General features: G+C 65.0%; 23 protein-coding genes. 14 read left to right on the top strand and 9 right to left on the bottom strand.

Translation table 11 applies throughout. The features are described from left to right. Nucleotides 1-64 precede the first annotated feature (64 nt). From msrA to K410_RS0130085, 4 genes are all read left to right on the top strand, one after another. Complete coding sequence (gene msrA / locus K410_RS0130070) at nt 65-769, top strand: peptide-methionine (S)-S-oxide reductase MsrA (protein WP_028138306.1); 705 nt, start codon at nt 65-67, stop codon at nt 767-769. A gap of 30 nt (nt 770-799) precedes the next feature. Beyond that, nucleotides 800-1219 (top strand): peptide-methionine (R)-S-oxide reductase MsrB, encoded by a 420-nt coding sequence (msrB, locus tag K410_RS0130075; protein WP_028138307.1) that lies wholly within the window; start codon nt 800-802, stop codon nt 1217-1219. Between the two features lie 108 nt (nt 1220-1327). After that, nucleotides 1328-1501: a DUF3309 family protein gene (locus K410_RS37505; protein WP_063831464.1), complete on the top strand. Its 174-nt coding sequence runs from the start codon at nt 1328-1330 to the stop codon at nt 1499-1501. A 205-nt stretch (nt 1502-1706) separates the two neighbouring features. Then, nucleotides 1707-2000, top strand: coding sequence for a hypothetical protein (locus tag K410_RS0130085; RefSeq protein ID WP_027560969.1), 294 nt, complete (start codon nt 1707-1709; stop codon nt 1998-2000). A gap of 124 nt (nt 2001-2124) precedes the next feature. On the opposite strand, the gene K410_RS0130090 is transcribed toward K410_RS0130085, so the two are convergent. Further along, nucleotides 2125-2682, bottom strand: a complete 558-nt coding sequence (locus K410_RS0130090; RefSeq protein WP_028138308.1) for a DUF4112 domain-containing protein — start codon at nt 2680-2682, stop codon at nt 2125-2127. A 61-nt stretch (nt 2683-2743) separates the two neighbouring features. Beyond that, the gene (locus K410_RS0130095) at nt 2744-3169 is read right to left on the bottom strand and encodes a DUF5413 family protein (protein ID WP_028138309.1); all 426 of its coding nucleotides are present in this window, start codon (nt 3167-3169) and stop codon (nt 2744-2746) included. A gap of 143 nt (nt 3170-3312) precedes the next feature. On the opposite strand from K410_RS0130095, the gene K410_RS0130100 reads away from it, so the two are divergent. The 3 genes from K410_RS0130100 (at nt 3313) to K410_RS0130110 (ending at nt 4355) form a co-directional block, all read left to right on the top strand. Then, nucleotides 3313-3552 (top strand): hypothetical protein, encoded by a 240-nt coding sequence (locus K410_RS0130100; RefSeq protein ID WP_028138310.1) that lies wholly within the window; start codon nt 3313-3315, stop codon nt 3550-3552. Between the two features lie 37 nt (nt 3553-3589). Continuing rightward, on the top strand, nt 3590-3820 hold the full coding sequence (locus tag K410_RS0130105) for a hypothetical protein (RefSeq protein ID WP_028138311.1): 231 nt from the start codon (nt 3590-3592) through the stop codon (nt 3818-3820). Nucleotides 3821-4067: 247 nt separating this feature from the next. Beyond that, nucleotides 4068-4355, top strand: a complete 288-nt coding sequence (locus tag K410_RS0130110; protein WP_028138312.1) for a hypothetical protein — start codon at nt 4068-4070, stop codon at nt 4353-4355. Nucleotides 4356-4478: 123 nt separating this feature from the next. Here K410_RS0130110 and K410_RS0130115 read toward each other — a convergent pair whose 3' ends face one another. The 5 genes from K410_RS0130115 to K410_RS0130135 form a co-directional block, all read right to left on the bottom strand. Then, entirely contained in the window at nt 4479-6083 is a 1605-nt protein-coding gene (locus K410_RS0130115) for a hypothetical protein (RefSeq protein ID WP_028138313.1), read from the bottom strand. A 37-nt stretch (nt 6084-6120) separates the two neighbouring features. After that, on the bottom strand, nt 6121-7413 hold the full coding sequence (locus K410_RS0130120) for an adenylosuccinate synthase (protein WP_028138314.1): 1293 nt from the start codon (nt 7411-7413) through the stop codon (nt 6121-6123). A 240-nt stretch (nt 7414-7653) separates the two neighbouring features. Next, entirely contained in the window at nt 7654-8337 is a 684-nt protein-coding gene (locus tag K410_RS0130125) for an ABC transporter ATP-binding protein (RefSeq protein WP_028138315.1), read from the bottom strand. Next, nucleotides 8330-9556: an ABC transporter permease gene (locus K410_RS0130130; protein WP_028138316.1), complete on the bottom strand. Its 1227-nt coding sequence runs from the start codon at nt 9554-9556 to the stop codon at nt 8330-8332. Before K410_RS0130130 ends, K410_RS0130125 begins: the two co-directional genes overlap by 8 nt. Continuing rightward, nucleotides 9553-10821: an efflux RND transporter periplasmic adaptor subunit gene (locus K410_RS0130135; protein ID WP_028138317.1), complete on the bottom strand. Its 1269-nt coding sequence runs from the start codon at nt 10819-10821 to the stop codon at nt 9553-9555. Before K410_RS0130135 ends, K410_RS0130130 begins: the two co-directional genes overlap by 4 nt. 333 nt (nt 10822-11154) lie before the next feature. On the opposite strand from K410_RS0130135, the gene K410_RS0130140 reads away from it, so the two are divergent. Next, a complete protein-coding gene (locus tag K410_RS0130140; RefSeq protein ID WP_028138318.1) occupies nt 11155-12087 on the top strand; it encodes a DMT family transporter in 933 nt (310 codons plus the stop codon). 208 nt (nt 12088-12295) lie between these two features. Here K410_RS0130140 and K410_RS0130145 read toward each other — a convergent pair whose 3' ends face one another. After that, complete coding sequence (locus K410_RS0130145; RefSeq protein ID WP_196236094.1) at nt 12296-12685, bottom strand: DUF1330 domain-containing protein; 390 nt, start codon at nt 12683-12685, stop codon at nt 12296-12298. A gap of 104 nt (nt 12686-12789) precedes the next feature. On the opposite strand from K410_RS0130145, the gene K410_RS0130150 reads away from it, so the two are divergent. After that, nucleotides 12790-13725, top strand: coding sequence for a DMT family transporter (locus tag K410_RS0130150; protein ID WP_028138320.1), 936 nt, complete (start codon nt 12790-12792; stop codon nt 13723-13725). A 99-nt stretch (nt 13726-13824) separates the two neighbouring features. Next, on the top strand, nt 13825-14802 hold the full coding sequence (locus tag K410_RS0130155) for a Bug family tripartite tricarboxylate transporter substrate binding protein (RefSeq protein ID WP_028138321.1): 978 nt from the start codon (nt 13825-13827) through the stop codon (nt 14800-14802). A 176-nt stretch (nt 14803-14978) separates the two neighbouring features. Here the strand turns inward: K410_RS0130155 and K410_RS0130160 are convergent, their stop codons facing one another. Continuing rightward, complete coding sequence (locus K410_RS0130160; protein WP_028138322.1) at nt 14979-16664, bottom strand: methyl-accepting chemotaxis protein; 1686 nt, start codon at nt 16662-16664, stop codon at nt 14979-14981. Nucleotides 16665-16918: 254 nt separating this feature from the next. Here K410_RS0130160 and K410_RS0130165 point away from each other — a divergent pair, with 254 nt between their 5' ends. From K410_RS0130165 to K410_RS0130180, 4 genes are all read left to right on the top strand, one after another. Beyond that, nucleotides 16919-17962: a C-terminal binding protein gene (locus K410_RS0130165; RefSeq protein WP_028138323.1), complete on the top strand. Its 1044-nt coding sequence runs from the start codon at nt 16919-16921 to the stop codon at nt 17960-17962. An 86-nt stretch (nt 17963-18048) separates the two neighbouring features. Beyond that, nucleotides 18049-19389 carry an ABC transporter substrate-binding protein gene (locus tag K410_RS0130170; protein ID WP_028138324.1) on the top strand — a complete coding sequence of 447 codons (1341 nt, stop codon included), beginning with the start codon at nt 18049-18051 and terminating at the stop codon, nt 19387-19389. Nucleotides 19390-19528: 139 nt separating this feature from the next. Next, nucleotides 19529-20485, top strand: a complete 957-nt coding sequence (locus K410_RS0130175; RefSeq protein WP_028138325.1) for a carbohydrate ABC transporter permease — start codon at nt 19529-19531, stop codon at nt 20483-20485. Further along, nucleotides 20478-21377: a carbohydrate ABC transporter permease gene (locus K410_RS0130180; protein ID WP_028138326.1), complete on the top strand. Its 900-nt coding sequence runs from the start codon at nt 20478-20480 to the stop codon at nt 21375-21377. Before K410_RS0130175 ends, K410_RS0130180 begins: the two co-directional genes overlap by 8 nt. Nucleotides 21378-21407 lie beyond the last annotated feature (30 nt).

The following is a 21407-nucleotide window of genomic DNA, read 5'->3' on the forward strand; positions in this document are numbered from 1 at the left end:
CCGGCAACTGTTCGTTCGGCTCCCATCGTCCTAGACTGTCAGACCTTCCGAAAGAGGATCCGCCATGCGCCGACCTGCCCTCGCTTCCCTGCTCGCCGCAACTGCCGCCCTGACGCTGGCCTTTGCCATGCCGTCCCGGGCAGCAGAGGATGCGGTCGTGATCCCGGCGCCCGCCATGGATGCAGCGCCCGCGAGCGGGATCCAGACCGCCGTCGTCGCCGGCGGCTGCTTCTGGGGGGTCCAGGGCGTCTTCCAGCACACCGCCGGCGTCGTCAACGCGGTCTCCGGCTATGCCGGCGGCACCAAGGCGACCGCCGACTACCAGGCCGTCTCGAGCGGCCGAACCAGCCACGCCGAGTCCGTCGAGATCAAGTACGATCCGAAGAAGATCTCCTACGGCAAGATCCTCCAGATCTTCTTCTCGGTAGTGCACGACCCGACCCAGCTTAACCGCCAAGGCCCCGATGTCGGCCCGCAATATCGCTCGGCGATCTTCACCACCTCGGACGAGCAGAAGAAGGTGGCGGAAGCCTATATCGCCCAGCTCAGCAGCGCCAAGGTGTTCAGGAAGCCGATCGTGACCAAGATCGGCGCGCTGGAGGCGTTCTACCCGGCGGAAGCCTACCACCAGGACTATCTGACCCTGCACCCCAACCAGCCCTATATCGCCTATAACGACCTGCCCAAGGTCGAGAACCTGAAAAAGCTGTTTGCGGATAACTACATTGAAAAGCCGACGCTGGTGAATGCCAGCAAGGCCACCAACTGATCGCAACATCGTCTCAAGAACGGGAGAGCCATGCCCGACACCAGAACGAAGACCACCGACGACAAGGTCATCAAGAGCGAAGAGCAGTGGCGGCGCGAATTGTCGCCGATGCAGTATGCGGTGCTGCGCGAGAAGGCGACCGAGCGTCCCTTCACGGGCGAATATGAGCACGACCACCGCGCCGGCACTTACGTCTGCGCCGGCTGCGGCAACGTGCTGTTCGAGTCGGACGCCAAGTTCGATTCCGGCTGCGGCTGGCCGAGCTTCACCCAGCCCGCGGTCGAGAGCCACATCGACGAGGAGCGGGACGTCAGCCACGGCATGATCCGCACCGAGGTGCTCTGCTCGAAATGCAGCGGCCATCTCGGCCACGTCTTCCCCGACGGCCCCGGGCCGACCGGCTTGCGCTATTGCATCAACTCGGCGGCGCTGAAGCTGGAGCCCAAATAATCGGCCTGCGCGCCCGGGTTCCTTCATGGAACCCGACCGCACGATGTGCTTTTCTTCTCTGGCGGTGCGGCCGATCATCGCATTTTGGCGGCCGCCAGGGAGGAAGCCATGTCACTCGGGACCGTTCTGATCATCCTGGTGATCATTTATCTGCTCGGGGGGCTGTCCGGCCGCCTGGGCGGTTACGGCTACGGCCTCGGCCATTCCGGCATGGGGATCGGCGGCGTCGTGCTGGTGGTGCTGGTCGTCCTGCTGCTTCTCGGCAAGCTGCAAGCCATTTAACCCACTGGAATTATTGGCTTTATTCCGGCTGCGGACCTGCCATGCGCGGATTCATCATCTCCTATCGCAGGGGTCGCATTTTTGTCAGATCGGCTTATATTAGGGGTCGAAAATGGCATGTGCGGCGGGCTTGCTCGATTGCGGCCCCTGCCCTCCCAAACCCCACGCGCTTAAAGCCCCAGAGAAGATCACGAGGTCTTTGACCATGCGTCCATTGCGTCCGTTCAACTTCAATACCTCCGCCGAACTCTTCCCCGCCGCGATCCGCAAGAAGAAGCGTGCGGGCTTTACCTATCGCCGCTTCGGCACCGCGGCCGAAGCCGTGCAGTTCGCGATGGAGCAGTTGCCGACGGATTCGCTGAACGGCGCCTATCTCCAGGTTGAGGAAGCGCGTTTCGACCAGAACGGCATCCGCTCGCTCTATGAGAGCGAGGCCTTCCCGCTGCCCCGCCGTCCCAAGCCGGCGCCGGCCGCCGAGACCGACGCCGACGCGGCGTAAGCTTTCGCTGAGCCTTACGATGTGCGCGAAAAGCGCGATGACCTAAAGGTCGTCGCGCTTTTTGCGTTTTGGGCCTCTGTCCCTCGCTGCCCCGTTTGCGGGGAGGCAAAGGAAGAAGCTCGCCTCACATCCGCGGCTGCTTGTCGAGCCAGCGGCGGAGCAGGCGCATATTGCGCATGTTGGCGCGGAACATGACGTCGAAAGCGTCGCCCGCGAACGGCACCAGGCCCACAACGCCGTCAAGCGCGACATTGCCGAGCATGCGCGCGGTGACGTGCCAGGGCGCGCCCAACGCGCGGGCCTCGCGCACCAGCCACAGCGAGACCGCCGTGGTGATGATGTCGCCGACCACGGGGATCAGACCGATCAGCCCGTCGATGCCGTAGCGGATGTTGGTGCCGGGCAGGATGAAGGCGATGTCGAGCAGCTTTGCGATCGCCTCCAGCCGCGCGATCCGCTGCTCGCGCGTCAGATTGCCGAACGGGCTCCCCGAGAACGGATTATCCTTGCCAAACTCGACACGGAACTCGCGAAACCCCTGCTCCAGCGTTTCGGGGCGGATTTCCCGGCCGTCCTGGTCGATGATCGGCCCGCGTCCCTCGGAACCCGAAAAGGGCCCGCGCGGGCCGCTCCCCGAACGGGGCCTGCGTGGCGCGAGAATATCGTCGTCGGACATGGTCATGGTCTCGAAGGAACGCGCCGGCGCGGCGGAAGTTGCTGCGCCGCGCCCGAACGTCGCGCACTCAGGTCGGCGCCGCCACAGCCTGCGGCTCCTTGACGTATCTATGCACGAGGAAGGACGAAATCGCCGCCGGCACGAAGCCAACGAGGCCGTACAGGATGAACTGCACCGCGCCGGAATCCGGCCCGCGCGAGCTGTAGGTGAGCGAGGCCAGCACGAAGGCGAAGAGGCCGACCAGCAGCATGCGCAAGACCGGGCCGATCCGCCTGATGTGGACCAGGATGTCGTCCACCGCGCCGATCATCAGCGAGGGCAGCAGGCCGAACAGATAGCTGTATTGCAGGGTCTTGAAGAACACCGCGAACAGCTTGCCGACCTCGCCGAGACTGGTCTGGGTCCAATAGCCGGACTGATAGGTCGTCGTCAGCAGCAGCAGAAACCCGCCGACGAACGGGCCAACCAGCGCAAACACCAGATAGCGTTTCATCAAACACCCTCACACTTCCCGGGCGATTATAGCAGCGCCGCGGGAACCTTGAACAGCGGGGCGCAGGTCTCATCGGGGGAACAAGTGGCAGGGCGACGAGTTCAGACAGGACCTGAATTCGACCCTGACAGATTGGAGTGCCGATGGCCCGCAAAGTTCTCCTGGCGACGATCGCGCTGGCAGCGTTGAGCCTGTCCGACGCGCCCGCTTTCGCTCAAGGCCATATGGGTACGCCCCAGGAGCAGAAGGCCTGCTCGCGCGACGCCTCCCGCTTTTGCCGCAAGGATCTCGGCAACGACATGGCGGTCCAAGGCTGCCTGCAAGCCAACCGGGCCAAGCTGTCGAAGTCGTGCAGCAAGGTGTTCCAGAGCCACGGCATGTGAGGACGAACACCATCCCCAGCGAACGGAGAGTGAAGCCATGTTGCACGACGAAGAACTCTCAATCCTGCGGGACATCAGCCAGTCCGTTGCCTTCGCCGACGACCGGCAAGGCAAGATGGGGCAATTGATTGCCGACGGCTACGTGATGAAGGACGGCGACCTGTTCGAGCTCACCGCCAAAGGCGTCACCGCCGTCGAGGAACACGCCGCCGCGCTCGGCGCGAGCGATGTGGAACAAGCGAGCGCATCCGCCGATCGGCTGATCTGATCGCGCGCGACGTGACTCGCGTGCAACAATTGCGAATTCCTTTGCGCTGACCATTGCAGGCTGGTGACAATGGCGCATACTTCGCTCGGGCGGCGCAGCACTTTTCGATTCGAGCAATCAAGAAATCGAGCGACCACATGCGGGAGTGAGCTCCCGGCGTGAAGGCTGTGACATGCGGCAGATCAAGTCGCGTGCGGCGCCCCAAAACCAAGTGGCTCAAGCCTAAGGATACGGGGATCCATTCTGCATGACACGCACTCAGACCATCGCTTCGCTGTTTAAGACCACCGCTTCGCTGTTGGCCGTCGCAACCGCCGCCATCGCGCTCCAGACCTCGCCCGGTCTCGCCTTCTCGTCCGAAGCGCAGCAGCTGTGCACCGGCGATGCGATGCGGCTGTGCTCCAGTGAAATCCCGGACATCCCGCGAGTCAGGGCCTGCATGGTGCGGAACAAGGCGCAGGTCAGCTCCGGCTGTCGCGCCGTGATGGACCGCGAGGCGGTCGCCTCGCGCAAGCGGGAAGCGGCGGCGCAGTAGCTGCAGTCGTCATTCCGGGACGACGCGTCGGCGTCGAGCCCGGAATCCATCGTGCTGCGCGGCATGCTGGGAAATGGATTCCGGGCTCGACGCCGACGCCTCGCCCCGGAATGACAGAGTGCCCTAATCGCCCCACTGCGCGAAGGCGTCGTTGAAGGCGCGCTCGCCCGGGGCGCCCTTCTCGATCGCGATGATGGCGCGGCGCTGGTTGGCATAGACCAGCGGCACGTCGAACCACGAACGCTCCTTCAGGAGCTGGACGTTGCGGGCGCGGTCGGCGTCGACGTTTGACAGGCCGACCAGGAAGAAGCCTTCGGTGACCTTGACCGCAAGCCCTGCGAGCGGCGTGCCGCGCGCCTGCTCGTTCGACTTCATCAGGATGCCCGGCACGTTGGAGACGCTGCCGCCCGGAAAGTCCGGCGGCAGGATGAAGGTCAGCTCGGCCGTGTGGCTCGCCGGCAGCGAGGAGTCGGTGTTGCGGCGGAACGACATCGTCATCTTGAACTTGCGGTCGGGAATTTCGATGTCGGCGCGCACGGCGACATCGGCCTTCTGGTTGCCGGAGGCCTTGATCGGCTCCAGCCGCCAAACCACCGAGCCGACATATTGCTTGCCCTTCGGATCGGACGGATCCTCGTCGTAGAGCACGACCTTCTGCGCCACCGGCGCGACCGGCTGGTCGCTCGCCGAGGGCTGGCCGACGCGATCGGGGATCTTCGGCTTGGTCTGCGGCTGTGAGGCAGTGCTCGGCGTCTCCACCACCTGGGTCGGCGAGGACTTGAACAGGTTGGTCGCGATCTGGAGCAGCGGCTTGCCCCAGAGGATGCCGGCACCGACCAGAATCAGCACGATGCCGACGGCGATCGCGCTCTTGAACGGGAAGGCGGAGCCGGTGCGGACGCGCTTCTTGGCGTCGCGCTCGGGCGCGATGCGCGGACGCGGCGAAGGCGGCTGCGGCGCGTAGCGCTCGGCCTCCTCGATCGACTCGTCGTAGGAATAGGGCGCGTCCTGCTCGCCGGCGCGGTTTTCCAGGCTCGGCTCGAGCCGGTCGAATTCCGGCGAGGGCGAGGGCACGTTGGCGTAGGTGCGGCGCGCGGCGCGGCTGGCCTGCGCGGCCGCACCGCCGAGATCATTGGCATCGGCCGTGATGTCGCGGAATCCGCGCACGCCCGGGGCGGGCGGCGGCGACGCCGGTCCGAGATCGGGCGGACGGCGGGGACCGGTGCGATCGCGTCCAGCAGCCGGCGGCTCCGGCATCGCTGGCGGCGCGGCCGGTCCGGCTTGGCGCGAGGCATCGAACCGCGGCGCGCGCGGCGGGCGCTGGGCATCGCCCTGGTCATCGACGTTGGCGGACGGACGGTCGGCCCGCGGCGGCGGAGCCGGGCGCGTCCGCGGCGCAGCCGGCGAGCCCGCAGCCGCGTTGCCTTCAGCGGCTCTCGTGCTGGCGCGGCGAAAGGCGTCTCCGCTGCCGCCGCTGCGCCCGCCGCCACCGGGGCGCGAAGCCTCGCGGGCGCGCTGGGCCGCCTCCGATTCGACCTTGCGGACGGCTTCCTCCAGCGACAACCTTTCGCGGGTGATCTCGGATTCGGAGAGCGGCGGCTGCACGCTGCGCAGCTGCGCGATCAGCGCCGTGCGCGCCCGCTCATAGAGCGCGCGACGGCTTTCGCCGGGAGCATTGGGGTCCAGGGCGGCAATAGCGCGGGCGATCAGCGGATAGTAATCAGCCATTTCTACTCAACTATACGCGCGTCCTGGTAAGAGATCGTTAAGCCTCAAACGGGTTTTGCACGAGAATAGTATCTTCGCGTTCGGGGCTGGTGGAAAGCAATGCGACCGGGCACCCCACCAATTCCTCGATCCGCCGGACGTATTTGATGGCCTGGGCCGGCAGGTCGGCCCAGGACCGCGCACTCGCAGTCGGCTCCTTCCAGCCCTCAATGGTCTCGTAGATCGGCTCGACCCGGGCCTGGGCGCCCTCGCCGGCCGGAAAATGGTCGATCTCCTTGCCGTCGAGCCTATAGCCGGTGCAGACCTCGATGGTGTCGAAGCCGTCGAGGATGTCGAGCTTGGTCAGCGCGAGGCCGTTGATGCCGCAGGTCCGGACCGCCTGCCGGACCAGCACGGCGTCGAACCAGCCGCAGCGGCGCGGACGGCCAGTATTGGTGCCGAACTCGCGGCCGCGCTCGCCGATCTTGCGGCCGGTCTCGTTGTCCTGCTCGGTCGGGAACGGGCCCTGGCCGACGCGGGTCGTATAGGCCTTGCACAGGCCGAGCACATAGCCGACCGCGCCCGGCCCGAGGCCCGCACCGGTCGCGGCCTGCGCCGCCACCGTGTTGGACGAGGTGACGTAAGGGTAGGTGCCGTGGTCGACGTCGAGCAGCGCGCCTTGCGCGCCCTCGAACAGCATGCGCTTGCCTTCGCGGCGCCTGATGTCGAGCAGCCGCCACACCGTCTCGGCGTAGGGCAGCAATTGCGGCGCCAGCGCGCTCAATTCCTTCAGGATCTGCTTGCCATCGAACTCCGGCAGATTGAGGCCGCGGCGCAACGCATTGTGGTGGGCCAGCAGCCGGTCGATCTTGTGCGGGAGCGTGTCGAGGTCGGCGAGGTCCATCAGGCGAATGGCGCGACGGCCGACCTTGTCCTCATAGGCCGGGCCGATGCCGCGGCGGGTGGTGCCGATCGCGGTCGCCGCATTGGCGGATTCGCGGTGCGCGTCGAGCTCGCGGTGCAGCGGCAGGATCAGGGTGACGTTCTCCGCCACCCGCAGATTGTCCGGAGAGACCGCGACGCCCTGCGAGCGCAGCTTGGTGACCTCGTCGAGGAAGGCAGAGGGGTCGAACACCACGCCATTGCCGATCACCGACAGCTTGCCCTCGCGCAGCACGCCCGAGGGCAGGAGCGCGAGCTTGTAGGTCTTGCCGTTGATGACCAGCGTGTGGCCGGCGTTATGCCCGCCCTGGAAGCGGACGACGATGTCGGCCTGCTCAGACAACCAGTCGACGATCTTGCCCTTCCCTTCGTCGCCCCACTGGGCGCCGACGACGACAACATTGGCCATGCGCGGGTAATCCCTGTTCAATCTGTCTCTAGGAGGCATGATCCTCGCGGAAAACCGGTGACCACTCTTCCGGGATCATGCCTGCGCCCAGCCCTCTCGGCGGCCGCAGCCGCCCGCACGCAAGGCAGCCCACCGGATAAAGGAAGCAGCTCCTCTAGGCAAGCAAGAACGAGGCTTTTTCGCGGCCCAACGCCCGACCCAAGCCTTTGATATCCCCGAAAAATCCGCCTTGCCGGGACCTCAGGCCCGAATGCGGCCGTCGATCACTTCGATGATCCGGTCGCAGCGCCGCGCCAAGTCCATATTGTGGGTCACCAGAAGGAAGCTCGTACCGCTGTCGCGATTGACCTGCCGCATCAGCCTGAACACGGCTTCGGCCGAGCTCGTGTCGAGATTTCCGGTCGGCTCGTCGGCCAGCACGAGATCCGGGTTCATGGCGAGCGCACGAGCCACCGCGACGCGCTGCTGCTGGCCGCCGGACATGTTGTTGGCGAGGTTGCCGGCCAATTTCTCCAGCCCGACCTGAGCCAGCAGCTGGTTGGCTCGCGCCTCGACGTCCGCAGACGGGAAGCCGCGATCCACCAGCATCGGCATCATGACGTTTTCCCGCGCCGTGAACGCCGAGATCAGCAGATGATACTGAAAGACGAAGCCGATGGTCCGGCCGCGCAGGCGGGTGATCTCGGCATCGTCGAGAGCTGCGGTGTCTTGGCTCTTGATCAGCAGGCGGCCCGAGGTCGGCCGGTCGAGCAGCCCGACGATGTTGAGCAGCGTACTCTTGCCCGAACCGGACGGACCTATGAGGGCGAGAAACTCGCCGTGATCGAGCTCGAGGTCGATGTCGTGCAGCACCTCGGTTTCGGTCGGCAGCCCGACATTGTAGCTCTTGCACACGCGCTCGAGACGGAGGATCTGGTCAGCCACGGATCGCCACCACCGGATCGAGTTTGGCGGCCCGCACCGCCGGCGCCATCGCGGCGAGAAGACCGGTGGCGGTGGCCAGTAGCGTCGCATAAACGAACAGGCTGCGCTCCAGGACCAGGGGAAACAGCTCGCTACCGTCGGCCTGGCGCGCGACCGAGTGCCAATAAACCAGCGCGAACGCGCCCATCGCCGCCCCGAGCAGCGAACCGACGAAGCCGAGCAGGCCGCCCTGAACCAGGAAGACCCGCAAGATCTGGCCGCGCGTCGTGCCCATCGCACGCAGGATGCCGATATCCTTCGAGCGCTGGATCACCGACACGATCAGCACGGCCGCGATGCCGAATGCGACGGAGAGACCGACGAAGAGGCGAATGAGCGTGTTCGAGTTCTGCTGGGCCTGCACGGCGGCGAAGAACTGCGCATTGGTCTTGATCCAGCTGTCGGCCTCGACCACGTTGGCCGCCTGGATGCGCTGAGCGATTTGCTCAGCCGCATAGATGTCATTGACCGTCAGATCGATGGTGGTGACACCGCCGATCATCCCCAGCAAGGATTGTGCGGTGCGCAGGGCGACGTAACACACCCGCTGGTTGACGCCCTTGTTGCCGAGATCGACGAGGCCGGAGATCGTCAGGACGCGGGTTGCTCCGGAGGCGGCGCGGATGTTGAGCTTGTCGCCAACGGTGGCGCCCAGCTCCTTCGCGAGCTCGATCCCGATGATGACGTCCTCGCTGGTGAGTCGGGGCTCGCCGGCGACGATGTAGTCCGGCACCTTGACGATCCTGAAATAGGAGTCTGGTTCGACACCCGACAGGCTGACCGAGCGGCTGGCATCGCCCCGGACCGCAAGCACCGAGCCGAGGATGGTCGGCGCGGCCGTGACGACCTCGGGCATCGCCTGCATCTGTGCTCTGATCTTCGGCCATTGATCGATCGAGAGCACCCGCTGGCTCGGACGCTGCACCACCGCATCCTCGATCTCGCCTGCTCCGTTACGCAGAGGCCGCGCGATCTGATCGGGCGCGAGCAGCTGGATCTGGGGCTGGGAGGTCAGTACACGCTTGATGAAATTCGCCTGAAGTCCGGCAAGCATCGCCGACATGAACACGATGACGCCGACGCCGATCGATATGCCGCCAACGATGAAGATGGTCTGGAGCCGGCCCTCGCGCAGGAACCGGACCGCCATGGTCCATTCGATCGGCAGCCAATGGTTCATTGCAGAACGGGCCGGAGACGCTGGCCGGCCAGAACGCCGGCGCTCTGAGGAATCACGACATCGCCGGCGGCGACACCTTCGGTAATCTCGACATGGCTGTTGCCGCGCAGCCCGAGCTTGACCGCCCGCTGACTGGCGCGACCGTCCTTGATTCCGAGCACCCAGGGCTTGCTGGACAGCGCGTCATGCACCGAGCGCAAGGGCAGGATCAGCGCATCGTCCCGGGCGGCAATCTCGATGTCGACCGAGACCGTCATGTCCTGGCGCAAATAGTCCGGAGGGTCGGCGACCGTCAGCTTCACCTCGACCGAGGCGCGCGAAATGTCGATGCCGGGATTGATATAGCTGATGGTGGAGGCAAACCTCCGGTCCGGATAGGCGTCGGCCGAGGCGAGCGCGTTCTGCCCGAGAGCAATCTTGCCGAGATTGCGCTCATCGATCTGCAGCACGAGCTGCACGTCCCCGTCCGGCGCCAGCACCAACAGGGCCTTGCCGGGCTGCACCACCGTGCCGCGCTCGACATTGCGCGTGATCAGGACGCCGTCGCGCGGTGCGGTAATCGTTGCATAGCCGAGCCGGGACTCGGCCGTATCGAGATTGGCGCGGGCCTGATTGGCCTGCGTCTGCGCCATCACGTAATCGCTGCCGCCGGGGCTCGCGGTATAGACCTGGAATTGCGCGGCGCGCATTGCGGCGCGTGCAACGTCGAGCGTCTTCTGGGCGTCATCAAGTGCGGCGCGGGTCGCATAGCCGTTGCGTTCGAGCTGCGCGGTACGGTCATAGGTCTGCTGGGCATTGAGCAGCGTGGCCTGTGCCTGGGCCAATGCCTCCTTGGCGGAGGGCAGCGTCAGTTCCTCGAGTTGTCTGATGCGCGCCTCGGCCTGCGCCACCGCGCCTTCCGACTGGACGACGGCCGCCTTCAATTCGCGTGCCTCCAGCGAGATCAACGGCTGGCCCTTGCTGACCCGCTCGCCTGCCCGCACCAGCACCTCCTGCACAGTGGCGGTGATCTGGCTGCCGATCTCGACCCGGTAAGGCGTTTCGACATGGCCGCTCGCCACCACCGTCTCAACCAGCCGGCCCTGCCTGACCTGATCGACAACGATCGCCGGCCCCACGAGCATGCGGACGCTCTGCCAGACGCCAAGGCCGAGCAGAACGATCGCGAGGAGGATGAACCATTTGTGAGCGAGAAATCCCGACCACAGCGCCGCTATGGAGGGCCGGCCCTTCTGCTGCCGCAGGATGATTGTTTGCTCGACCATACCACTGCCATGCGGCTCGCGCGAAAGCCACGCGACCGACGTCTCGCTTCGATTGCTGGCCATGAGAATCCGGCCGATACCGAGACGCTAGCGGGGCACCGGAAGTCGAGGTTGTTCTAGGTCAAGAGGTTACGCCGAATTTAGGGGCGCGCGTGGTTTCGGCTCTCCCTCGGGGCCGGCGGACCAGGTTCCCCGCAATGAAGTGCATGGGCGTAATGCACCAGCCCCATTGATATTCGGGGCATTTCCGTGTCTTTGAGACTGGCTGGGCGACGAAGCGGCCCGCCACCGGGCCGGGCCCCGGTGCATGACGCGGGGGCCAAACCCATCACAATGTCCGCCACCGGTCAGACCACGAGCACGGAACAGTCCGGTCACAGCTGGATCGCCAATCAGCCTTACCTGCTGCTCAGCATCACCGCCTTGTGCTGGGCCGGCAACGCCATCGTCGGGCGGCTCGCCGCCGGCCATATCCCGCCGGTCACGCTGTCGTTCCTGCGCTGGTTCTTCGCCTTCCTGCTGGTGTTGCCGTTCGCCTGGAAGCATCTGGCCCAGGACTGGCCGGCCATCCGCGGCAAGCTCGGCCTGATGGTGACGCTCTCGATCACCGGCATCGGCGCCTTCAACACCCTGCAATATTGGGCGCTGGAGCACACCCAGGCCCTCAACACGCTGCTGCTGCAGTCGGCCGCGCCGCTGGTCGTGGCGCTGTGGTCCCTCGCCATCCTCGGCATCCGCCTCACCGCGGCACAGGCGTTCGGCGTGCTGCTGTCGATGTGCGGCGTGCTCACGATCCTGCTGCACGGCGATTTCACCACGCTGTCGAACATCGATTTCAACAAGGGCGACCTCATCTTCATCGTCGCGCTCGTCATCTTCGCGCTGTATTCGGTGCTGACGCTGAAGCGGCCGCCGATGCACGGCCTATCGTTCCTCGCCTTCACCTTCGGGGTCGGCGCCGCCTGCCTCGTTCCGCTGGAAATCTGGGAATTGTCCGCGCGGCCCGTGATGAAGCTCGACGGGCCGAACCTGCTGACGCTGTTCTACGTCGCGGTGTTCCCCTCGACGCTCGCCTATCTCTGCTTCAATCGCGGCGTCCGCCTGATCGGCGCCAACCGCGCCGCGCCGTTCTTCCACGTCGTGCCGGTGTTCGGCTCGATCATGGCGATGGCCTTCCTCGGCGAGCACCCGCAGGCATTCCATTTCATCGGCTTTGCGCTGGTGCTGTCGGGCGTGTTCGTGGCGTCGCGGAAGCAGGCGACGTAGCCGTCGCTTTCATTCAAGCAGTGGTGCCGCTTTCCCCCTCCCCTGGAGGGGGAGGGTCGATCGCGCAAAGCGCGAGCGGGGTCGGGTGATCTCTCCACTCGGGCACTGTTTGATGTGGAGAGACCGTCACCCCACCCCGCTCCGCATTGCGCTTCGCTTCATGCGCAGCGACCCTCCCCCTTCAGGGGAGGGTAAGAAAGAGCGCAGGCTATTTCATCTTGAACTTGCTGTAGGCCTCGCTCGTCGCGATGATGACGTGCTCGGCGCAGCCGTTGACGCGGTGCGGATCGGCCTCGCGCTCGTAGGCCTCCGACGTCATCATGTCCAGGAAAGCCGCGACGGTCGGATAATAAACCAGTGCGACGAAATCCCAGCCGTTGCCGGCGTGCGGACCGAGTGCGACCGCCTTGGCCTCGCCCGTCCAGAGCAGCGTGCCGCCGCGCGCCTTGATCATCGGCACCGTGATGGCGCTATACCGCAAATAAGCGTCCCAGCCGGATCCGTCGCCGTCGCGCGAGCGCGCGTGGAAACGCATCAGGTTCAGCATCACCACCGGCGCCTGCGGATCGAGCCGCTCCAGGCCTTCGATGTTCAACATGTTGACCGCCAAGGGCACCTCCCCGATCATGCCTGCATTGTAGCATTGCGACCCCGTGACTTGTGCCACGACGCCGATCCGGCGCAAGCTCCTATGCAACGCCAATGACGATCGCTTCGCCCGCGCCAAAGGCCTCCAATCCGGCCGGTTGGCTCAACAACCAGCCTTACCTGCTGCTCAGCCTGAGCTCGCTGTTCTGGGCCGGCAACATCGTGCTCGCGCGTCATGTCGGCGCGCATGTGCCTCCGCTGACGGTGACCACGATCCGCTGGTTCGGCGTGTTCCTGATCCTGCTGCCGTTCGCCTGGCCGCATCTGAAGCGGGACTGGCCTGCCTTGCGCAGCAGCCTGCCCTTGATGCTGTTCCTGTCGCTGGTGGGCTTCGCGTACAACAACGCGATCTCGTACTGGGCGATGCAATATACGGAGGCGCTGAACGCGCTGCTGATCCAGTCGGCAGGTCCGCTGTTTGTTGCGCTGTGGTCGCTGGTGCTGTTCGGCGTGCGGCTGACGGGTGCGCAATTCGCCGGCATCGCGATCTCGCTCGTTGGCGTACTGATCATCATCCTGCGCGGCGATCTCGCTGCGCTGGCCGGCATCAGCTTCAACAGGGGCGACATCATGTTCGCCTCCTCGCTGGTGGCGTTCGGGATCTACTCCGCCTTCATCCCGCGGCGGCCAAAGATCCATCAGCTGTCCTTCCTGTCTTTCACCACCTGCTGCGGGGCGACGATGCTGCTGCCGACGGCGATCTGGGAGGCGGCAAGCGGCCGCGTCCTGCAACTCGACGGGATCACGCTGGCGACGCTGGGCTACATCCTGATCTTTCCTTCGACGCTGGCCTATCTGTTCTTCAACCGCGGCGTGGCGCTGATCGGACCGAACCGGGCTGCGCCGTTCTTCCATTTGGTGCCGGTATTCGGCTCGGCGATGGCGATCCTGCTGCTCGGCGAGAAACTGCAGCCGTTCCATTTGATCGGCTACGCCCTGGTGCTCGCCGGCGTCGTGATCGCCTCGCGGCAAGGGTCGGCCGTGAAGTAATTCCGCACGGCGGACGAACGACCGAGTGAATTCGCGTCTTTTGATTTTTGCATGAACACGCTAGGTTCCCCACCAACCAAAAAGAGGGAACGTCTCAAGATGATTTCAGGGCTGATTCGAAACTTGCGTGCCGTGGCTGCGGCCGCATTGTGCTTCGCCACAGCATCCACGGCCCAGGCCGACAATTATCCGAGCCGCAACATCACGCTGGTGCTGCCGTTCGCGGCCGGCAGCGGCACCGACACCACGACACGACTGATCTCGCAGCATCTGTCGCAGGCGCTCGGCGTCGGCATCGTGATCGAGAACAAGGCGGGCGCCAACGGCATGCTCGCCGCGACCTATGTCGCGAAGGCCGCCCCCGACGGCTACACGCTGCTGGTGACGACCAACACCACGCATTCGGCCAATCCCTATCTGCTCAAGAGCCTCACCTACGATCCCGTCAAGGACTTCACGCCGATCGCGCGCACCGGCGATCTGCCCTTCATGCTGGTGGTCAATCCGGAGGTGCCGGCCAAGACGGTCGCCGAGCTCGTCGCCTATGGCAAGGCCAACCCGGGCAAGCTGAGCTACGCCTCGGGATCGTCCTCGGCGATCGTCTCGGGCGCGACCTTTGCGCACAATGCCGGGCTCGACCTCCTGCACGTGCCCTATAAGAGCTCGCCGCCGGCGCTCAACGACGTCATGGGCGGGCGCGTCTCGATGATGTTCGTCGACATCCTGACCGGCCTGCCGCATGTCAACGGCAACGCGCTGCGCGCGCTCGCCGTCACCACCAAGGATCGCTCGCCGCTGGTGCCGCATCTGCCCTCGATGCAGGAGGCCGGCGTGCCGGACTTCGACATCTCGTCCTGGCAGGGTTATTTCGGCCCGGCCGGCCTGCCCAAGGAGATCGTGACGCGGCTCAACGCGGAAATCAGGAAGATCATCGAGAATCCGGAGATCAAGGCCAAGCTCGCCACGCTCGGCATGGACGCCTTCTCCGGCACGCCGGAACAGCTTGAGGCGTTCGTGAAGGATCAGCTCGTGCTGTGGGACAAGCTGATCACGAACGCGAAGATCGAGAAGCAGTAGGCCGGTCTCGTGTCCCGGACGCGGCGCGGCATGAAATGACGCGACGCTGAGCCGGGACCCGGAGTGCCGCTCGCATGGGCCCCGGCTCTGCAGTGCACCGCTGGAAAAGCGCTGCCATAGCGCGTCGAAGACGCGCGTAAACGCGCTTATGGCGTCCGGGGCACGAGAGCTCGTGATTACGCCGCGCGCACCTTGGCGAGGAAGCCGTCCACCGCGCTACGCAGCGCGCCGGACTGGGTGTCCAGCTCGCGGGCGTTGGTGAGCACATCGCCTGCCGCCGCGCCGGTCGCTTCCGCGGCCGAGGTGACGCTGCCGATATGGGCGTTGATCTCACCCGATCCGGCCGCGACCGACTGGATGTTGCGGGCGATCTCGCGGGTGGCCTCGCCCTGCTGCTCGATCGAGGCGGAGATGCCCGCAGTGATCTCGCTCATTTCCGCGATCGTCTGCGTGATGCCGCCGATGGCGACCACCGCATCGCTGGTCGAGGTCTGCATCGCCGCAACCTGGGCCGAGATCTCCTCGGTAGCCTTGGCGGTCTGGTTGGCGAGCGCCTTGACCTCGGAGGCGACCACGGCAAAGCCGCGGCCGGACTCGCCGGCGCGTGCCGCCTCGATGGTGGCGTTGAGCGCGAGCAGGTTGGTCTGCGCCGCGATCGAGTGAATGAGCTTGACCACCTCGCCGATCTTCTCGGCGCCGGTGGAGAGTTCCTGCACCGTGGCGTTGGTGCGCTCGGCGTCGCTGACGGCGCGGCTCGCAACTTCGGTCGAGCGCGTCACCTGGCGCGAGATCTCCGCAACCGAGCTCGACAGCTCCTCGGCGGCGGCCGCGACCGTGCCGACATTGCCGGAGGCCTTCTGCGAGGCAGCGCCGACCGTCGCCGCACGCGAGGAGGCGTCGCTGGCGGTCGCGGTCATCGACTGCGCCGTCGTCTGCATGCCGGCCGCGGCCGTGGAGACCGAGCGGACGATGCCGTTGACGCTGCGTTCGAAGTCGTCGGCCAGTTCTTCCATCGCATGGCGACGTTCCGCCGCGGCGCGCTGCTGCGCAGCCGCTTCGGTCTGCTCGAGCTCGCGAATCTTCTCCGCATTGGTCTTGAAGATCTGGACGGTCGCGGCCATTGCGCCAACCTCGTCGCCGCGGCCGACGCCGGGAATGTCGCCTTCGAGCTTGCCGTCGGCGAGGTCCTTCATGCGGGCGCCGAGGACGCTCAGCGGACGGCTGATGCTGCGACCGATCAGCCAGGCGACGCCACCAGCCACGACCATGATGCCGAGCAGGGAGAGGCCGAGCAGCCAGGCCACGGGCGCCAGCTTGGCATCGAGGTCGTCGAGATACACCCCAGTGCCGACGAACATATTCCAGCCTGGAATCGCCACAGCGTAGGACAGCTTGCGGGTCACGACCTTCTCGCCGGGCTTGTAATATTCGTAGCGCAGCGTGACCTCACCTTTGGCGGCGACACCGTCGCGCAGCTCGCGGGCGAGCTTGCGGCCATTGGTTTCGATGTCGAGGCGATTGGTGCCGAACTGCTTCGGGTCGGGCGTCACCACGGCGATGCCCTCCATCGTATAGGCGAAGATGTAGCCCGAGCCCTTGTCATAGGTCATCGAGGCGCCGCGGCGAACGAACTCCGCGACGGCGGCTTCCTTGGTCAGCTGCCCGGCATCGACCTGCTTCTGCAGACCCAGCGCCATGTTGCGCGACATTTCGACCATGGCCTTGGTCTGCTCGAAACGGGCCTCGAGCAGTTGCTGCTGCATCAAATAGCCCGCCAATGCCCCCGCGACGCACAGGCCGAGCATGGCGACGGCGACGAGGATGCCCAGCTTCGATGCGATCTTCAGATTGCTCAACTTCACCATAGGGCCCCTCGGATGGCGCGGACACACCGCAAATCTCTTCGATTTGAATCAACTTTTAGTAGGACACCCCTTAGCAAGTTACTTACGTGCCTCCGTAGAAGCCCGGACGCGGCCACGAAATCCGGCAACTTATCTCCTTGCCAACAACCGGGGATTGTACGCACACGCTCCGATTTCGCGTAAAAGACGCAACTGCCCGCCGCGGAGGCGGGTCACAACAAGAACCGACAAACCAAATCGGGAGCGACAAAATGCCGAAATACAGGGTGGTGACGCCGAAGGGCGCCAGCTTCACGGTCGCGGGCAGCGATTATTCCTACGAGCGCGAGGCGCTCGATCCGATCGATGCCGAGATCGTCGAGGCGCCCGCCGACGAGGCCGGGTTCATCGCCGCCGCGAAGAATGCCGACGCGATCTATGCCAAGGGCATTCCCATCACCAAATCGATCATCGACGCCCTGGACACTTGCAAGGTCATCACGCTCGGCTCGGTCGGCGTCGACAGCGTCGACGTCAAGGCCGCCACCGCCCGTGGAATCCCGGTAACCAACATTCCCGACACCTTCATCGAGGAGGTCGCCGACCACGCCATGATGCTGCTGCTCGCCGGCTTCCGCCGCCTGGTCGAGCAGGACCGCATGGTGCGCGATGGCCGATGGGCCGAAGGCCGGCCGGCGCTGCTCAAGGTCCCACGCCTGATGGGTCAGACGCTCGGCTTCGTCTCGTTCGGGCGCGTTGCGCGTGCAGTCGCGAAGCGCGCAGCGCCGTTCGGCCTGCGCATGATGGCCTACGATCCCTTCATCCAGGAAACGCTGATGTACGACCATGGCGTGATCCCCGCGACGCTGAACGAGGTGCTCTCGCAATCCGACTTCGTCTCGATGCATGCTCCGGCAAGGCCCGAAGTGCATCACATGCTGACCGAGAAGCACTTCCGGCAGATGAAGAAGGGCTCGATCTTCATCAACACCGGGCGCGGCGCCACCGTGGACGAGGAGAGCCTGATCAAGGCGCTGCAGGAGGGCTGGATCGCGCACGCCGCGCTCGACGTGCTGGAGAAGGAACCGCCGTCGCACAACAATCCCCTGCTCGGCATGGAGAACGTGACCCTGACCGCCCACGTCGCCTCGGCCTCGGCACGGTTTGACGAGGCGCGCAAGCGCCGGGTGGGCTACGAATTGTCACTGGTGTTGCAGGGCATGTGGCCGGTAAGCTGCGTCAATCCGTCGGTGCTGCAGAACACCACGCTCCGTCGCTGGCAACCCGTCAGCATGGATCGCGGGCCGAACAGCTAGGCGGCCGGCGCAAAGGCGCCAAAGGACCGAAACGACCCTTCACCGGCGGTCAACGCCGGGAAGGGAAAACATATAGGGAGGTACTGATGAGGAACGACATCACCCGTCGTGATGCCTTGGCGCTGGGCCTATCCGCTGCAACCTTCGCCGCTACCGGTGCTGCAGCGCAAACATCCAATATCAAGGCTGCCGACGTTGCGGCCCCCAAGCGCGAGATCGAGAAGGGTGCATCCTTGCGCATGCTGCGCCCGGTGCGCTTCGTCCAGGCCGACGAGGACGTGTTCCGCGCCAATGCGGCGAAGTTCACCAAGGAGACCGGGGTCGAGGTCAAGGTCGACTTCGTCGGCTGGGAGGACATCAACCAGCAGACCGCGGTCACCTCGAACTCCGGCGCCGGCCCCGACATCATCATCGGCTTCTCTGACGCGCCACACATCTACATCGACAAGCTGATCGAGCTGACCGACGTCGCCGACTATCTCGGCAAGCGCTATGGCGGCTGGCTGCCGCTGGCGCAGCGCTACGGCAAGAAGAACAAGAGCGACGCCTGGATCGGGATTCCGTTCGGGGCCACCGCCGGGCCCCTGATCTACCGCAAATCGATCCTGCAGTCGGTCGGCTTCGACAAGGTGCCGGAAGACCATGCCGGGATCCTCGACCTCTGCCAGAAGCTGCACAAGGCCGGCAAGCCGGCCGGCTTCGCGCTGGGCAATGCCAAGGGCGACGGCAACGGCTTTGCGAACTGGGCGCTGTGGTCACACAATGCCTCCCTGCTCGACGAGGAGGGCAACGTCATTATCAACAGCAAGGAGACGATCGCCGCGCTGAACTGGGTCAAGCAAATCTACCCGACCTTCATCGCCGGCACGACGTCGTGGAACGACGTCAGCAACAACCGCGCCTATTCCTCACAGGAAATTTCCCTGACCGCGAACGGCGTCTCGCTGTATTTCTCGCTGAAGAACGATCCGGCAACCAAGGCAATCGCCGACGACAGCGAGCACCAGCTGCTGCCGAAGGGCCTCGCCAAGGTCTCGCCGATGGCGGGCCTGACACTGAACGCGATGGTGTTCAAGCACAGCCAGTACCCCAACGCGGCGAAGGCTTTCCTGCAATTCATGCTGGAGAAAGACCAATACGAGCCCTGGCTCAATGCCAATTCCGGTTATTGGTCGCAGCCACTGGCCGCCTATGCCGAGGCCGCTGTCTGGAAGGGCGATCCGAAGGTCTCGATCTTCAAGGATACGATGAAGAGCACCTACTACGACGGCTACAAGGGGCCGATCTCCACGGCCACGGGCGCGGTGAGTGCCGACTACGTGCTGATTCAGATGTGCTCTGCCGTTGCGACCGGTGCGGCCACCCCGGAGGCCGCGGCCGCGGAAGCCGAGCAGCGCTGCAAGCGGTACTTCCGCCGGCAGAGGTAACGCGACGACCGAGCCCTCGTCATTGCGAGGAGCACTTGCGACGAAGCAATCCAGGCGATCACTCCGAGACAGACTGGATTGCTTCGCGTCGCTCGCAATGACGATTGTAGCGACCGAATAGAACAGGACGCCGATACCGATGTCCGTGACGACACTTTCCTCCTCCGCCCTGGCGCAGCGTCAGCCCTCCTGGCTGGTGCGGCTGTTCGACTACAAGCCGTTCCTGATCGTGATGTGCCTCGCGCCCGCGATCGGGTTGCTCACGGTGTTCCTGACCTATCCGCTCGGTCTCGGCATCTGGCTCGCCTTCACCGACACCACGATCGGCCGACGCGGCATCTATGTCGGCCTCGAAAACTTCCAGTATCTGCTCACTGATCCACTGTGGTGGAACGCCGTGTTCTACAGCGTGGTCTATACCGGGATCGCGACGTTCGGGAAGTTCGCGCTCGGCTTCTGGCTCGCGCTGCTGCTCAACAACCATTTTCCGTTCAAGAGCCTGTTGCGCGCGATCATCCTGCTGCCCTGGATCGTGCCGACCGTGCTGTCGGCGCTGGCGTTCTGGTGGATCTACGATCCGCAATTCTCGATCATCTCCTACCTTCTCGTCGACGTCCTGCACTGGCGGTCGAGCAATATCGACTTCCTCGGTTCGCCCTGGCCGGCGCGCTTCTCGCTGATCGCCGCCAACATCTGGCGCGGCATCCCCTTCGTCGCGATCTCGCTGCTGGCGGGGCTGCAGACCATCTCGCCTTCGCTCTACGAGGCCGCGATGCTCGACGGGGCCAGCGCCTGGCAGCGCTTTCGCTACATCACCTTTCCGATGATGATGCCGATCCTCGCCATCGTCATGACCTTCTCCATCATCTTCACCTTCACCGACTTCCAGCTGGTCTACGCCATCACCCGCGGCGGGCCCGGCAACTCGACCCATCTGCTGGCGACGCTGGCCTTCCAGCGCGGCATCGCCGGCGGCGAGCTCGGCGAAGGTGCGGCGATCGCGGTATCGATGATCCCGTTCCTGGTGTTCGCGACGCTGTTTTCCTATTTCGGCCTGGCGCGCCGCAAATGGCAGCAGGGAGAGGACAATGACTGATACCGTCGCGCAAAACGGCACCGCTGACGCCAAAGCGCCGCCCGACACCATGGCCTGGGATTCCGGCCTGCGGCGGCTGATGATGATCTATCTGCCGCTCGGCTGCTTCGTGCTGATCCTGCTGTTCCCGTTCTACTGGATGGCGATCACCTCGTTCAAGCCGAACGCGGAGCTGATGAACTACAAGGCGCACAATCCGTTCTGGATCTCCTCGCCGACGCTCGCCCACATCAAGCATCTTTTGTTCGACACAGCCTATCCGCACTGGTTGAAGACGACGATGCTGGTCGCGATCGGCTCGACCACGCTGTCCCTGGTCGCATCGACGCTCGCCGCTTATGCCATCGAGCGCCTGCGCTTCCGCGGCAGCCCCTATGTCGGGCTCGGCATCTACCTTGCCTATCTCGTGCCGCCGTCGATCCTGTTCATTCCGCTCGCCACCGTCGTGGTGCAATTCGGCCTGTTCGACAGTCCTCTTGCGTTGATCCTGGTCTACCCGACCTTCCTGGTGCCGTTCTGCACCTGGCTCCTGATCGGCTATTTCAAGTCGATCCCCTATGAGCTCGAGGAGTGCGCGCTGGTCGACGGCGCGACGCGGCTGCAGATCCTGCGCCGGATCACGCTGCCGCTGGCGGTGCCCGGGCTGATCTCGGCCGGCATCTTCTCCTTCACGCTGTCCTGGAACGAGTTCATCTATGCGCTCGCCTTCATCCAGAGCGGCGCCAACAAGACCGTGCCGGTTGCGATCCTGACCGAGCTCGTCACCGGCGACGTCTACCAGTGGGGCGCGCTGATGGCGGGCTCGCTGCTCGGCTCGCTGCCGGTTGCGATCTTCTACTCGTTGTTCGTGGATTACTACGTGTCGTCGCTGACCGGCGCTGTGAAGGAATAGCCTCGATCTCTCCTCCCCTCTCCTCATTTT

Source organism: Bradyrhizobium sp. 22, assembly GCF_000482425.1.
Taxonomy (GTDB): Bacteria; Pseudomonadota; Alphaproteobacteria; order Rhizobiales; family Xanthobacteraceae; genus Bradyrhizobium; species Bradyrhizobium japonicum_B.

What these genes read in the sequence shown, in the direction of transcription:
- K410_RS0130095 (WP_028138309.1), bottom strand. Translation starts at nt 3,169, where the DNA reads ATGAAACGCTATCTGGTGTTTGCGCTGGTTGGCCCGTTCGTCGGCGGG.
- K410_RS0130175 (WP_028138325.1), top strand. Translation starts at nt 19,529, where the DNA reads ATGTCCGTGACGACACTTTCCTCCTCCGCCCTGGCGCAGCGTCAGCCC.
- K410_RS0130155 (WP_028138321.1), top strand. Translation starts at nt 13,825, where the DNA reads ATGATTTCAGGGCTGATTCGAAACTTGCGTGCCGTGGCTGCGGCCGCA.
- K410_RS0130085 (WP_027560969.1), top strand. Translation starts at nt 1,707, where the DNA reads ATGCGTCCATTGCGTCCGTTCAACTTCAATACCTCCGCCGAACTCTTC.
- K410_RS0130115 (WP_028138313.1), bottom strand. Translation starts at nt 6,083, where the DNA reads ATGGCTGATTACTATCCGCTGATCGCCCGCGCTATTGCCGCCCTGGAC.
- K410_RS0130110 (WP_028138312.1), top strand. Translation starts at nt 4,068, where the DNA reads ATGACACGCACTCAGACCATCGCTTCGCTGTTTAAGACCACCGCTTCG.
- msrA (WP_028138306.1), top strand. Translation starts at nt 65, where the DNA reads ATGCGCCGACCTGCCCTCGCTTCCCTGCTCGCCGCAACTGCCGCCCTG.
- K410_RS0130130 (WP_028138316.1), bottom strand. Translation starts at nt 9,556, where the DNA reads ATGAACCATTGGCTGCCGATCGAATGGACCATGGCGGTCCGGTTCCTG.
- K410_RS0130120 (WP_028138314.1), bottom strand. Translation starts at nt 7,413, where the DNA reads ATGGCCAATGTTGTCGTCGTCGGCGCCCAGTGGGGCGACGAAGGGAAG.
- K410_RS0130150 (WP_028138320.1), top strand. Translation starts at nt 12,790, where the DNA reads ATGACGATCGCTTCGCCCGCGCCAAAGGCCTCCAATCCGGCCGGTTGG.
- K410_RS0130140 (WP_028138318.1), top strand. Translation starts at nt 11,155, where the DNA reads ATGTCCGCCACCGGTCAGACCACGAGCACGGAACAGTCCGGTCACAGC.
- K410_RS0130145 (WP_196236094.1), bottom strand. Translation starts at nt 12,685, where the DNA reads ATGTTGAACATCGAAGGCCTGGAGCGGCTCGATCCGCAGGCGCCGGTG.
- msrB (WP_028138307.1), top strand. Translation starts at nt 800, where the DNA reads ATGCCCGACACCAGAACGAAGACCACCGACGACAAGGTCATCAAGAGC.
- K410_RS0130100 (WP_028138310.1), top strand. Translation starts at nt 3,313, where the DNA reads ATGGCCCGCAAAGTTCTCCTGGCGACGATCGCGCTGGCAGCGTTGAGC.
- K410_RS0130105 (WP_028138311.1), top strand. Translation starts at nt 3,590, where the DNA reads ATGTTGCACGACGAAGAACTCTCAATCCTGCGGGACATCAGCCAGTCC.
- K410_RS37505 (WP_063831464.1), top strand. Translation starts at nt 1,328, where the DNA reads ATGTCACTCGGGACCGTTCTGATCATCCTGGTGATCATTTATCTGCTC.
- K410_RS0130135 (WP_028138317.1), bottom strand. Translation starts at nt 10,821, where the DNA reads ATGGTCGAGCAAACAATCATCCTGCGGCAGCAGAAGGGCCGGCCCTCC.
- K410_RS0130180 (WP_028138326.1), top strand. Translation starts at nt 20,478, where the DNA reads ATGACTGATACCGTCGCGCAAAACGGCACCGCTGACGCCAAAGCGCCG.
- K410_RS0130170 (WP_028138324.1), top strand. Translation starts at nt 18,049, where the DNA reads ATGAGGAACGACATCACCCGTCGTGATGCCTTGGCGCTGGGCCTATCC.
- K410_RS0130165 (WP_028138323.1), top strand. Translation starts at nt 16,919, where the DNA reads ATGCCGAAATACAGGGTGGTGACGCCGAAGGGCGCCAGCTTCACGGTC.
- K410_RS0130090 (WP_028138308.1), bottom strand. Translation starts at nt 2,682, where the DNA reads ATGACCATGTCCGACGACGATATTCTCGCGCCACGCAGGCCCCGTTCG.